General features: G+C 64.1%; 9 protein-coding genes. 2 read left to right on the forward strand and 7 right to left on the reverse strand.

Features of this window, described 5'->3' with window-relative positions; genetic code table 11:
• Position 1 precedes the first annotated feature (1 nt).
• The 3 genes from UP06_RS30750 to UP06_RS30760 all read right to left on the reverse strand — a co-directional run bounded on the left by UP06_RS30750 (position 2) and on the right by UP06_RS30760 (position 5203).
• The gene (locus tag UP06_RS30750; protein WP_045007633.1) at positions 2 to 1126 is read right to left on the reverse strand and encodes an acyl-CoA desaturase; all 1125 of its coding nucleotides are present in this window, start codon (positions 1124 to 1126) and stop codon (positions 2 to 4) included.
• Between the two features lie 271 nt (positions 1127 to 1397).
• Positions 1398 to 4916, reverse strand: coding sequence for a transcription-repair coupling factor (mfd, locus tag UP06_RS30755; RefSeq protein ID WP_045007430.1), 3519 nt, complete (start codon positions 4914 to 4916; stop codon positions 1398 to 1400).
• Entirely contained in the window at positions 4913 to 5203 is a 291-nt protein-coding gene (locus tag UP06_RS30760) for a succinate dehydrogenase assembly factor 2 (protein WP_045007431.1), read from the reverse strand. The genes mfd and UP06_RS30760 overlap by 4 nt, the downstream gene beginning before the upstream one ends.
• Positions 5204 to 5409: 206 nt before the next feature.
• Here UP06_RS30760 and recG point away from each other — a divergent pair, with 206 nt between their 5' ends.
• A complete protein-coding gene (gene recG / locus UP06_RS30765; RefSeq protein ID WP_045007432.1) occupies positions 5410 to 7518 on the forward strand; it encodes an ATP-dependent DNA helicase RecG in 2109 nt (702 codons plus the stop codon).
• On the opposite strand, the gene panE is transcribed toward recG, so the two are convergent.
• Entirely contained in the window at positions 7515 to 8444 is a 930-nt protein-coding gene (gene panE, locus UP06_RS30770; protein ID WP_045007433.1) for a 2-dehydropantoate 2-reductase, read from the reverse strand. The two genes, recG and panE, sit on opposite strands and share 4 nt — an antisense overlap.
• Positions 8445 to 8548: 104 nt before the next feature.
• Here panE and UP06_RS30775 point away from each other — a divergent pair, with 104 nt between their 5' ends.
• Positions 8549 to 9106 (forward strand): P-loop NTPase family protein, encoded by a 558-nt coding sequence (locus UP06_RS30775; RefSeq protein WP_045007434.1) that lies wholly within the window; start codon positions 8549 to 8551, stop codon positions 9104 to 9106.
• Between the two features lie 437 nt (positions 9107 to 9543).
• Here UP06_RS30775 and UP06_RS30780 read toward each other — a convergent pair whose 3' ends face one another.
• From UP06_RS30780 to glmS, 3 genes are all read right to left on the reverse strand, one after another.
• A complete protein-coding gene (locus UP06_RS30780) occupies positions 9544 to 10398 on the reverse strand; it encodes an NAD(P)-dependent oxidoreductase (RefSeq protein WP_045007435.1) in 855 nt (284 codons plus the stop codon).
• A gap of 105 nt (positions 10399 to 10503) precedes the next feature.
• Positions 10504 to 11277, reverse strand: coding sequence for a DUF502 domain-containing protein (locus tag UP06_RS30785; protein ID WP_045007436.1), 774 nt, complete (start codon positions 11275 to 11277; stop codon positions 10504 to 10506).
• An 89-nt stretch (positions 11278 to 11366) separates the two neighbouring features.
• Positions 11367 to 13193 (reverse strand): glutamine--fructose-6-phosphate transaminase (isomerizing), encoded by a 1827-nt coding sequence (gene glmS / locus UP06_RS30790; RefSeq protein WP_045007437.1) that lies wholly within the window; start codon positions 13191 to 13193, stop codon positions 11367 to 11369.
• Positions 13194 to 13409: the final 216 nt, after the last annotated feature.

Consider the following 13409-nt stretch of genomic DNA (forward strand, 5'->3'; position numbering starts at 1 on the left):
GTTAAATGCCACTCTTCGCTGTCGCGTTGGCCGGTAGAGCCGGACTGGCCAGGAGAAAACCGACAGAGTCGTGCAAGAGCTCGTAGGCACGGTCGACAATGTCGTCCAAGGATATCGTCTTGGCGAACATGCGCTGCGCTTCGGCCAGCAACTGATCTCGCGTCGGCATGCTCGACAGACGCAAGTCGGCACGGTGCTGCAACAGACTGAGCGCGTCACGGACCGACAATTCGGTCTCATGGATCGACGTTCTGATCGCAAGCGCGATGTGTTCAGGATTAAAGCGAGCGGCGAGCTGCTCGGCGGCTTGCCTTATCGCGCGTGATCCCAGCCGATGCTCATTGCGCAGAACCTGCACGGGCGGCGACTTCAGATCCCAGACAATCCCGAGCCAGGACAAGGCAACCAGGGCATAATAAGTGAGATCAATCTCATACCAGCGGAAGCCCTGCCGGGCGCTGGCCTGGTAGGCGTGATGGTTGTTGTGCCACCCCTCACCCATCGTCACGAGAGCGAGCAGCCAGTTGTTGCGGGAGTCATCACCGGTCACATACCGCGTGCGTCCGTGAACATGTGCGAGCGAGTTGATGCAGAACGTGGCGTGATACAGCAGCACCGTGCTCCAGAGGAATCCGACCACGAGTCCTGACCACCCGGCAACAAGGAAGCACAGACCCGCGAGCACGACCGCCGGCAAGAGCTCCAGCCTGTGCAGCCACATCAGCTCGGGATACGAGGCCAGATCCGATACCTTCACCAGGTCAGTCGCATCGTGCTGCCGATAAAAGATCCAGCTGACATGGCTATAGAGGAAGCCTTTGTGCCGGGGGGAATGCACATCCTGCACTGTGTCCGAGTGAAGATGATGATGGCGGTGTTTGGCAGCCCACCAGAGAACGCTTTTCTGGGCACTGCTCTGAGCAAGGAAGGCAAGGATGAACTGGAACACCCGGCCTGTCGCGTAGGCCCGATGCGAGAAGTACCGATGATATCCGCCAGTGACCCCGAACATGCGCAACCAATACAGGGCGGCACAAATTGCAACGGCTTGCCACGAGACGCCTGTCCAGATCGCCGCGACGCATCCGGCGTGGATCAATACAAACGGCAGGACCTGCGGATACATGACGTCGTCGTGTTCCTGATCTGATTCCTGGTTTGAATCGATATTGATGGACACGCTCGCGACCTCTGCTGTCTCAATGGGCGGGCCAACCCGCAACCGGTGCAAAAAACCCGCGTCCGGTAAACCAGTCGCGGGTGGATGGATGTCGTTCGGCGGAACTCGACGAGCCGAACATGGCTGTTGTTCGGTCAATCTGCAAGTGGCCATATGTCGCTTCAACCCAAGTGCGGCGCACCGTTTCGCGCTACGCCGCCTCCGGAATACTACGGGCCTACGCCGCCTTCTTGCTGTGCGCAAGCTGTGCGAGCTGGCGCATGATCTCAGTGGTGCCGGCGAGCCGTTCTTCCGGCGTCTCCCAGTCCTGGAAGAACACCACCTTCATGTCGGGCCGCACCTTCGCGGCCTGGCCGTGGCTGCGGATGAAGGTCACCAGGCGGTCGGGATGGGCAAAGGAATTGTCGCGGAAGGTGATGACGGCGCCCTTCGGACCGGCGTCGATCTTCCCGACATTGGCTTGGCGGCAGAACGCCTTGATCGCGGCGACCTTGAACAGATAGCGCACCTCGTCCGGCAGCACGCCAAAACGGTCGCGCATCTCGGCACCAAAGTTTTCGATCTCTTCCTCGCTGTCGAGATCGGCGAGGCGCCGGTAGAGCGACAGCCGCACCGAGAGGTCGCCGACATAGTCTTCCGGAATCAACACGGGCATGCCGATCGTGATCGACGGTGACCAGCGGTCGGCGGCCGGCTCAGACACGCCGGCCTTGAGGTTGACGATCGCCTCCTCCAGCATCGATTGGTAGAGCTCGAAGCCGACCTCCTTGATGTGGCCGGACTGCTGCTCGCCCAGAATATTACCGGCGCCACGGATATCGAGATCGTGTGAGGCGAGCTGGAAGCCAGCGCCGAGCGTCTCCAGCGATTGCAGCACGGTCAGCCGGCGCTCGGCCTGCGCGGTGATCTTCTGCTGCGCCGGCAGCGTAAACAACGCATAGGCGCGCAGCTTGGAGCGGCCGACGCGGCCGCGCAGCTGATAGAGCTGGGCCAGGCCGAACATGTCGGCGCGGTGCACGATCAGCGTGTTGGCGTTGGGAATGTCGAGGCCGGATTCGACGATGGTGGTCGAGAGCAGGACGTCGAACTTGCCGTCGTAGAACGCGGTCATGATGTCCTCGATCACTGCCGGCGGCATCTGGCCGTGCGCGACCGCGACCTTCATCTCCGGCACGTTCTTGTCGAGGAAGTCCTTGACCTCGGCGAGGTCGTCGATGCGCGGCACCACGTAGAACGCCTGGCCGCCGCGATAGCGCTCGCGCAAGAGCGCCTCGCGGATCATCAGCGGATCGTGCGGCGCGACGAAGGTGCGCACAGCGAGACGATCAACCGGAGGCGAGGCAATAATCGAGAGCTCGCGGACGCCGGTGAGCGCCAGTTGCAGCGTACGCGGGATCGGCGTTGCCGACAGCGTCAGGACGTGCACCTCGGAGCGAAGCGCCTTCAGCCGTTCCTTGTGGGTGACGCCAAAATGCTGCTCCTCGTCGACGATGACGAGGCCGAGGTCGCGGAACTTGATCGCCTTGCCGAGCAGCGCGTGAGTGCCAACGACGATATCGACCGAGCCGTCGGCGATGCCCTTCTTGACCAGGTTGAGCTCCTTGGCCGGGACCAGGCGCGAGGCCTGCGCCACGTTCACTGGAAAGCCTTTGAAGCGCTCGGTGAAGGTCCTGTGATGCTGGCGCGCCAGCAGCGTGGTCGGCACCACGACCGCGACCTGCTTGCCTTCGAGCGCGACCGCAAACGCCGCACGCAGCGCAACTTCCGTCTTGCCGAAGCCGACGTCGCCGCAGATCAGCCGGTCCATCGGGCGGCCGAATTCGAGGTCCTTCAGCGTGGCTTCGATGGCCCCTAGCTGGTCCTCGGTCTCGTCATAGGGGAAGCGCGCGCAGAACTCATCATAGAGGCCCGGCTGCACCGGCAGCTTCGGCGCCTCGTGCAAATGGCGCTCGGCGGCGATCTTGATCAGCTCGCCCGCGATCTCGTGAATGCGATTCTTGAGTTTCGCCTTACGGGTCTGCCAACCTGAGCCGCCCAGACGGTCGAGCTCGACTGTGGTCTGGTCGGAGCCGTAGCGCGACAACAGCTCGATGTTCTCAACGGGGAGAAACAGTTTCGCCTCGGCGGCATAATGCAGCTCGAGACAGTCATGCGGCGCGCCGGCGACGTCGAGCGTCTGGAGACCGATGAAGCGGCCGATGCCGTGATCGGCGTGGACGACGATGTCGCCGGCCGCCAGGCTCGTGATCTCCGAGATGAAATTGTCGAGCTTGCGGCTGGCTCGGCGCGGCCGCACCAGGCGGTCGCCAAGAATGTCCTGCTCGCTGATGACGGCGATCTCGTCGGTCTCAAAGCCGCTTTCGAGGCCGAGCACGGCGAGGATGGTCTCGTTGCGCGGGGTTGCCTGCACCGTCCGCCAGCTGTTGACGCTGGTGGTGTGGGTCAGCTTGTGGTCGCGCAGCATCGAGGTCATGCGGTCGCGCGAGCCTTCGGTCCAGAGCGCGATCACGACCTTCTTGCGCTGGGCCTGCAAGCCCATCACGTGGCCGACGACGGACTCGAACACGTTGACGGTGGTGTCGTTACGCTCGGGCGCGAAATCGCGGCCCTTGCGCGCGCCGGCATCGACAACGCTCGTGCCGTCCGCCGGCACGGAAAACTGCGTCAGCCGCGCCAGCGGCACATCGCCGAGGCGCTTGGCCCACTCGTCCTCGGTCAGATAAAGCCGATCCGGCGGCAGCGGCTTGTAGATCGCGCCGCCGCCCGGATGCTCCATCGCATCGCGACGGGCCTGGTAGTAGTCGACGATCTGCTTGAAGCGCTCGCGCACGGCGTCCTCGGCCTGCGGCTCGATCGCGACGGTTGCCCCTTGCAGATAATCGAACAGCGTGTCCATCCGGTCCTGGAACAGCGGCAACCAGTGCTCCATGCCGGGATGGCGGCGGCCTTCGCTGACGGCCTCGTAGAGCGCGTCATCGCGCTCGGGCGCGCCGAATTCGGCGACATAGCCCATGCGAAAGCGGCGGATGGTGTCGGTGACGAGCTGGAATTCCGAGATCGGGACGAGATCGAGCGAGCGCATGTCGAGCATCGTGCGCTGGCTCTCGGCGTCGAAGGAGCGGATCGATTCCAGGCTGTCGCCGAAGAAATCGAAACGCACGGGCTGGTCGAGGCCGGCCGGGAACAGATCGAGGATACCTCCGCGCACGGCATATTCGCCGGGCTCGCGCACGGTCGAGGAGCGATTGTAGCCGTTATGCTCGAGCCAGGCGATGATGCTGTCCATCGGCACGACATTGCCGGGCGCGACCGACAGCGCCTGCGCCGCGACGAGATCGCGTGCGGGCACGCGCTGCACCAACGCATTCACCGTGGTCAACACGATCAGCGGCTTGTCGCTGCCGGTGAGCGAAGCAAGCCGTGCCAGCGTGGTCAGGCGTTGCGCCAAAATGCCGCCATGGGGCGAGACGCGGTCATAAGGCTGGCAGTCCCAGGCCGGGAAAGTCAGCACCGGCAAATCCGGCGCGAAGAATTGCAGCGCGCGTTCGAGCTGCTGCATCCGTGGCCCATCGCGGCAGACCACGGCAAGGCTGACGGCCGGCTTCTTCGGCCGCGCCGCGATGGCGCGCGCGAGATCGGAGATGATGAGGCCTTCAGCGCCTTCGGCGACATTGGCAAGCGTCAGCGCGCGGCCGGGGGTGAGCAGCTCGGCCGGCGACTTCAAGCCCGGTTTCATAGATTGCCGTCCGTAATCGGGAACGCCTTGATGCGCGCAAACAGCGCGTCGGTGGCATCAGCTGGCAGCACCTTGTCGCCGATGATGGCGGCATAGAGATCGGGATCGGACTCTTCGAGCAGGCGTTCCAGCTCATCGAGCTCGGCGTCGGACAATTTGCCGATCTCGGCGTCGGCAAAGCGGCCGAGGATCAGATCCATCTCGCGCGTGCCGCGGTGCCAGCAGCGGAACAGAATCCGCTTGCGGCGGTCGTCCAGCCCGTCACTTGATCGTGTCGTTCCCGTCATGTCTCGATTCCAGTCAAACGCCAAAAGCCCGGACGTGCCGGGCCGGCGTGATATAGCCACTCGGACCGCCGGTGTCAGCTCTTTGTTGCGGCAATTCAGGCCCTCGTTTCCTCATGACCGCACCTTCGCTCCGCGAGACGAAAAAAGACGTGGATGCCCGGCATAAAGCCGGGCATGACCAGCCGAAACGGTCCTAGATTCACCTGATGCGCCCCAGCCTGCTCAATCCGCTGTTTGCTCCCGTGACCAGCCTGCCCGGCGTCGGTCCGAAGCAGGACAAGCTGTTGCAGTACCTGCTCAGCCGCAATGAGACGCCGCGGCTGGTCGACCTGCTGCTGCATCTGCCGAGCCAGGTCATCGACCGCCGGGCGCGGCCGAAGATTCGCGACGCCGTGCAGGGAACCATGGTGACGCTGGAGGTCACCGTCGACCGCCACCGCCCGCCCCCGCCGCGTAACGCGCGCGCGCCGTATCTGGTCTATGCCAGCGACGATACCGGCGACGTCGTGCTGACCTTCTTTCGCGCCAAACCCGGCTATGTCGAAAAGCTGCTGCCGATGGGCGAGAAGCGCTACGTCTCCGGCACGCTCCAGATGTATGACGGCATCCCGCAGATCGTGCATCCCGACCGCGTGCTGGACGGGGAGGCGATCTCAAAGCTCTCCGGCATCGATCCGGTCTATCCGCTGACGGAAGGGCTGGCGATCGGCTCGCTCCGCCGCGCGGTCGCGCAAGCGCTGCAAAAGCTGCCGGCGCTGCCTGAATGGATCAGCCCGGACGTGCTGCGCCGCTGCAATTTTCCGCCGGTCGCCGAGGCGCTGCATCGCGTGCATCAGCCGGTCGAGCTCACCGACATCCTGCCCGAAAAGCAGTTCTGGTCGCGCCTCGCCTTCGACGAATTGCTCGCCGGGCAGCTCGCGCTCGCCTTGATCCGCGCGCAATTGCGTCGCCCGGCCGGCGTGCGCAACGCCGGCGATGGGCATTTGCGCAGCAAGATCATCGACGCCCTGCCCTACGCGCTGACGTCCTCCCAGCGCGACGCGGCCGCGGCGATCGCCAACGATCTGCAACAACCGGTGCGGATGCTGCGCCTGCTTCAGGGCGACGTCGGCTCCGGCAAGACGGTGGTGGCACTCCTCGCGGCAGCCGCCGTCACTGAAGTCGGCAAGCAGGCCGCGCTGATGGCGCCGACCGAGATTCTGGCGCGCCAGCACATCAAGACCATCACGCCGCTGGCCGAGCGCGCCGGTATGCAGGTCGCGATCCTCACCGGCCGCGAAAAAGGCAAGGAGCGGCGCGAGATCATCGAGCGGCTCGCCGCGGGCGAGATTGATCTGCTGGTCGGCACCCACGCGCTGATCCAGGACGACGTGATCTTTAGCGATCTCGCGCTCGCCATCGTCGACGAGCAGCACCGATTTGGCGTGCGTGAAAGGCTCGCGCTGACGTCGAAGGGCGAAGCTGTCGACGTGCTGGTGCTGAGCGCAACGCCGATCCCGCGCACGCTGGTGCTGACCTATTTCGGCGACATGGACATTAGCGAATTGCGTGAAAAGCCGGCCGGTCGCCAGCCGATCGAGACCCGCACCATATCGATGAGCCGTCTCGGCGAGGTCACGGACAGCATCGGCCGTGCGCTCGAAGCCGGCAAACTGGTCTACTGGATCTGCCCACTGGTCGAGGAATCCGAGGCTGAGGGCACCGAGCACCTGACCAATGCAACCAAGCGCTTCGAGAGTTTGCAAAAGCGTTTCGGCGATCGTGTCGGCCTCGTCCACGGCCAGATGAAGGGCACTGAGAAAGATCGCGTGATGGGCCAGTTCGCCGCCCACGAGATCGGGCTCCTGGTCGCAACCACCGTGGTCGAGGTCGGCGTCGACGTGCCGGCGGCGACCATCATGGTGATCGAGAATGCCGAACGCTTTGGCCTTGCGCAGCTGCACCAGTTGCGCGGCCGTATCGGACGCGGCTCGGAGGCCTCGACCTGCCTGCTGCTCTACTCGGAGCCGCTCGGTGAGATGTCGAAGGCCCGGCTGAAAGTGATCCGCGAGACCACCGACGGGTTTCGCATTGCCGAGGAGGATCTGAAGCTGCGCGGCGAAGGCGACGTACTCGGCGTGCGCCAGAGCGGCCTGCCCGGCTACCGCATCGCGCGTTCGGAAGTCCACGGCCAGCTCATCACGCAGGCCCGCGACGAGGCGCTGCGCATCATGAAGGACGATCCGAAGCTGAAGGGCGAGCGCGGCGAAGCGCTGCGCTGCCTGCTGTATCTGTACGAGCGAGACGAGGCGATCCCGCTGATTGGGGCTGGTTAGCTCGCCGCTCTTCGACGCCCAACTTCGTAGGCCGCGACATGCGCGCGGGCCAGATCCAGCAACGGCGTGTCGATGCCGAGCGAACGGGCCCGATTGGCCATATCGCCGAGGATGTGCTCGGCCTCGGTCATCGAGCCGCGCTCGATATCACGTAGCATCGAGGCCTTGAGTGGCGAGTCCAGTGTGGTGAACAGCTTCCGGTCAAATTCGATAAACGGCGCGCGTGGCTCAAAACCTGAAGCCGTCGCAACGGCGCAGCATTCCGCAAACAGTCGGAAAATAGACCGCTCGCCGTTAGGCACGGCCAAAATGTCGCCGACGCTCGCGCGCATCAGGCAGGTGATGCCGGCGAGCGTACTGAGCTGAACGAACTTCTCCCACATGTCTTGCATGATCGCTTCGCTGGCGCGCACGTCGATGCCGGGGACCTTGAGCAGTTTCTCCAGCGCGAGCGCACGCTCGCTCAACGGCCCCTTGATCTCGCCGAACACAATCGTCTGATTGGCCATGAACTGAACCACACGACCATCCCCGTCGAGCCCGGCGCTGACGTTCGCCAATCCGCCGAGGACGCGCGCGGCGCCGAACTTCGCGGTCAGAGCGTCGACATGTTTCAACCCGTTGAGTATCGGCAGAACCATGGTGTGGGCGCCGACAGCGGGAGCGAACTGGCTCATCGCGTCGTCGAGTGAGTAGGCTTTCACGCCGACGAGCACGATGTCATACGGCTCCTTGAGATCGCTTGCCTGAATGACCTTTGGCTGCAAGGCAAAATCGCCATGCGGGCTCACGACTTGCAATCCGTTGCGCCGCAATTGCTCGGCCCGCTTCGCGCGAACCAGGAAAGTCACGTCGCCACCTGCCCGCACCACGCAAGCGCCGTAGTATCCTCCAAGCGCGCCCGCGCCGATCACCAACACTCTCATTCGAGCTCCCATTGCATGCGGCGTTCATAGAGCCATCCCGCCTCGCGAACGGCAAGTTGAAATCCAAACTTTCACTGCGGCTCATTTCGTGAAACCCTCGCGCCATGCGCCGGATCATCGTCGTAGGCAGCCAGGGAAGCGGAAAGACCAGCCTCTCCCGAAATCTTGGGCGAAAGCTTGGGCTGCCGGTGGTGCATCTCGACGTACTTTACTGGCAGCCGGGCTGGAAGGCGTCCGATACAGCAAGCTTTCGCGTGCGCGTCGCTGACGCCATCGCGGGCGACGAATGGATCGTCGACGGCAGCTTCTCGGGGCTGGCCTTCGATCTCACGCTCGCGCGCGCAGAGACTTTAGTCGTCATCGACCGCCCGCGCTGGCTCTGCCAGTGGCGCATTCTCTTGCGTTCGGCCTTCGATCGCGACACGACGCGGCCCGACCTGCCGGAGGGATGTCCGGAGCAATTCGACTGGAAATTGATGCGGGAAGCGTGGCGCTATGACACCGAACGCATGCCCGTGATCGAGGCTGAACGCATCCAGTATGGCGCCCACGTCCCGGTCGTACGCTTGAGAAGCGACCGGGACATCGCGGATTTTCTGAGGGCTCTTACTCCAGGTCGGGACCCGTCTTTGCAGGTTGTGGCGCAACGTCGCGATCCATGACCGCGCGGCATCCCGGGCTGAGCTCCGATTTGTGCTGCACCATGCACGCGGTAATGCGGGAGATGTTCGGAATCTCGGAGCTGCAAAGACGGAAGGCATCGCTGGTGCACATCTGCTGGGCTTCTGCAGTATAGGCATGGCCGCTGGTCGGCAAGGCAAAGGTGGAAGTGGCGGCAATCGCGATGGCGAAACTGATCTGGCGAAATGAATGAGACATGATCAACCCCCTTGTTGATGAGAGGACGTTAGCCGGGGCCGATTTCCAGGAGTCTTCGCGGCCAGCGCGAATTGGCTTCGCCCGCTGCACGGAACGGCTTCGTGGACGCCGGACGCGCTTCGTCCCACGTGACGCACGAAGTCAGCTCTCGGGTTCGCGATCCCAAGGCGCAAGCTAAGGGGCAGCTAGCCTGACATATCCGGCGGCAAGGGCCGGATAGCTAGGCTTTCTTCGCGATTCTCGCAGCGAACGCCTTCAGCAGCGTGGCATCCGCGGCCTCGCCCTTGGCATCCCCCGCGAGATGCTCGAACCATTTCGCAAAACCCTCGTAGATCTGACTGGCCGGATGGTCCGGCCCGAGGAAGCCGGAGATCTCCCGCATCTCCGCGACCCAGCGATAGGCCTTCGGGATCATGTCGGGCAGCGCGACTTCGAGCCGCGCCAAAATCGCGGGCTGGCTCAGCGCGAGCTCGTCACGGAGCGCATCCGCAGCACCCGCATTCGTCGCCGCGACCACCATGGCCGAGCTGATTCCGGCAAGACCCTTCACAATGCCGGCGTAGGACATCTTGAGCGCCGACGCCGCGCCGACCGGGCCCGCGACGATCCGCACATCGAGCCCGAGATCTTTCAGCACGGCGACGTCCTTGGCGTGCTCGCCGGACATGTAGAACGCCGGGCTCTTGCCGCCGGGCTGCGGCGGGAAGCCGATGATGCCGGCATCGACGAAGGGTGCCTGCGCCGAGCCGATGATCTCCTCGATCCGGAGCACGGTGTCGACATTGACGGCGTTGCAGTCGACCACGACCGGCTTCTTCTCGCGCCGGACGATCAGCGCCGCCAGCCGCTCAGCCAATGCGACCGCCTCGCCCGGTGGCACAATCGAGAGGATGATGTCGGCGTCCGCGATCGCGGCGTCCTCGGCGCCGACCATGCCGGCATCGGCTGCCCGCTTCAGCGTCGCCTCGCTCCGCCCCTTCAACGACGTCAGCACGCGCGCGCCGTTCTCGCTGAGGCGGCGGGCCACCGCGCTGCCCATGGCGCCGGGTGCGAGGATCGCAATGGTTTTGGACATCGGGCACTCCAGTTCGAATTCCGAGCGATGGGCTCAATTCAACTGGAACAATAGCAGAGGACGCGAGTCCTTGCGTGAACGCGGCCATCCCGCCGGGGAATGGCCCTACTCCACCTTCGCAGGCTCGGGCCGGAGCGTGGAGGCGTTGGCAATGCGCGCGGCGTTCGCCATGCCCGCGAGCGCGGCGGCCTTTTTCGGGTCGGGCGCCGAGCCCGGCTGCACCACGCCAGCCGACATGATCAGCGTCGCTGCATCCTCGGTGCTCATGTCGACTTCGATGATCTTGCTCTTGGGCACGTAGAAGAAGAAGCCGGTAGTCGGATTCGGCGAGCACGGCAGAAACACCGAGACATGCTCCTCCTGTCCCGGCAGACTGCGCGCGACGTCTTCGTTCGGCGACTGCGAGATCAGCACGATCGACCACATGCCTGGCGACGGAAACTCGACCAGGCCGACTTTCCGAAAGCTCGAGCCCTTGCCCGAGAACAGCGTCTCGAACACCTGCTTCAGGCCGCGGTAGATGGCGCGCACCGCCGGAATCCGGCCGACAAAAGTCTCGCCGAGATCGACCAAGGTGCGGCCGATCAGATTGGCGGTCAGGAAGCCCAGCAGCGTCAGGGCGAAAACCGCGACAATCAGTCCCCAGCCGGGAACGACGTACGGCATATAGGTTTCGGGCCGATAGGCCAGCGGTATGAACGGCCGCACTACGCCGTCGACCCAGGTGACGAACCACCAGACCAGATAAAGGGTGATCGCAATCGGCCCCGTCACGATGAGGCCGGTGAGGAAATAGTTGCGGAAACGGCCCATCAGGCCGGTATGCGGTTCCGGGGCGGGATCAGGCAGAGGCGCAGGCGCGTCGTCGCGGGCGGTCATTCGGGTTCCAGGTCGGTCACTGCATTCAAGCTAGGGGCTTGTAGCAGGTTTTGGAAGACCACCTAGCGTCCCGGCCCGATCCCGTCTGCCTATTCCACCGTCACCGATTTGGCGAGATTGCGCGGCTGGTCGACGTCGGTGCCCATCACCACCGCTGTATGGTAGGCGAGCAGTTGCACGGGGACGGCATAGACCATCGGCGTGAAGGCGGCCGCCATGTCGGGCATGACGATTGTGACGAGGGACTCCACCGTCGCCTCCTCCGCGCCTTTGGCGTCGGTCATCAGGATGATGTTGCCGCCGCGGGCGGCGACCTCCTGCATGTTGGACACGGTCTTCTCGAACACCCGGTCGTAGGGCGCGATAACGACGACCGGCATGGTCTCGTCGATCAGCGCGATCGGCCCGTGCTTGAGCTCGCCGGCGGCATAACCCTCGGCGTGGATGTAAGAGATTTCCTTCAGCTTCAGCGCGCCTTCGAGCGCCAGCGGATAGCTGGTGCCGCGGCCGAGATAGAGCACATCGCGGGACTTGGCGATCCTGTGCGCTAGCTTTTCGATCTGGGGCTCGGTGGTGAGCGCATCCGCCATCAGGCGCGGGATCTCGACGAGGCCGTGAACCAGCTTGGTCTCGTCCTCCTCGGACAATTCGCCGCGGGCCCTGCCGGCCACAATGGCGAGGTTCGCCAGCACCATGAGCTGGCAGGTGAAGGCTTTGGTCGAAGCGACGCCGATCTCGGGGCCGGCCAGCGTTTGCAGCACGGTCTCGCTCTCGCGCGCGATGGTCGAGGTCGGCACATTGACGACGGCAACCGTGTGCACGCCCTCGGCCTTGGCATAGCGCAGTGCGGCCAGCGTGTCGGCGGTTTCGCCGGATTGCGAGATGAAGATGGCGAGATCGCCCTTGCGCAACGGCGCTTCGCGGTAGCGGAATTCGGAGGCGACATCGACCTCGACCGGCACGCGCGCAAAACGCTCGAACCAGTATTTCGCGACGATGCCGGCATAGCTCGCGGTGCCGCACGCCGTGATGTTGATGCGCTGGATATCCTTGAAGTCGAACGGCAGCTTGACCGGCAGCGAGACGCGCTCGGTCGCCATGTCGACATAGCGCGCCAGCGTATGGCCGACCACTTCCGGCTGCTCGTGGATCTCCTTCGCCATGAAGTGGCGGTAATTGGCCTTGTCGACCAGCGAGGTCGAGGCGGCATGCTTGATCTTGTCGCGCTGGACGGCATGGCCGTCCTTGTCGAAGATGGTGGCGCTGTTGTGGGTCAGCACGACCCAGTCGCCGTCCTCGAGATAGCTGATCGTGTCGGTGAACGGGCCGAGCGCGATGGCGTCGGAGCCGAGATACATCTCGCCGTCACCATAGCCGATCGCGAGCGGCGGACCGTTGCGGGCGCCGATCATCAGATCGTCGTCGCCCGCGAAAATGAAGCCGAGCGCGAAGGCGCCGCGCAGCCGCGCCAGCGTCAGCTTCACCGCTTCCACCGGCTTGTTGCCGCGCGTCAGCAGATCGTCGACGAGGTGCAGCACGATCTCGGTGTCGGTCTGGGTGTGGAACACCGTGCCCTTCTTCTCGAGCTCTTCGCGCAACTCGCGGAAATTCTCGATGATGCCGTTGTGGACGACAGCGACGCGCTCGGTCGCATGCGGATGGGCATTGTTGACGGTCGGCTTGCCGTGGGTGGCCCAGCGGGTGTGACCGATTCCGGTGGTGCCTTTCAACGGCTCGGCTTCCAGCCGCTTCTCCAGATTCTTCAGCTTGCCCTCGGCGCGGCGGCGCTCGATGAGCCTGCCTTCGAGCGTGGCGACGCCCGCGGAGTCGTAGCCGCGATATTCAAGACGTTTGAGCGAATCCACCAATTGCTCTGCAACCGGCTCGCGCCCGAGAATGCCGACAATCCCGCACATGCGGATCAATATCCCCCAAATCGTCGAAAAATCGCCTAAACGACACGCTCGGTTCTTAGCGAAATTCCTAAGGAACCAGATACTCAATAATTATGACGGATTGCGACAGCATCGGATGATGGCACACCTTCACCTGCGTCGATGTGGCCGGCCTTTAACCGCGCACATTAACTCGTTGTCAACAAGTTTGGCCAACCATTCCCGCCCGGGAGATCA

Source organism: Bradyrhizobium sp. LTSP857, assembly GCF_000938285.1.
Taxonomy (GTDB): Bacteria; Pseudomonadota; Alphaproteobacteria; order Rhizobiales; family Xanthobacteraceae; genus Bradyrhizobium.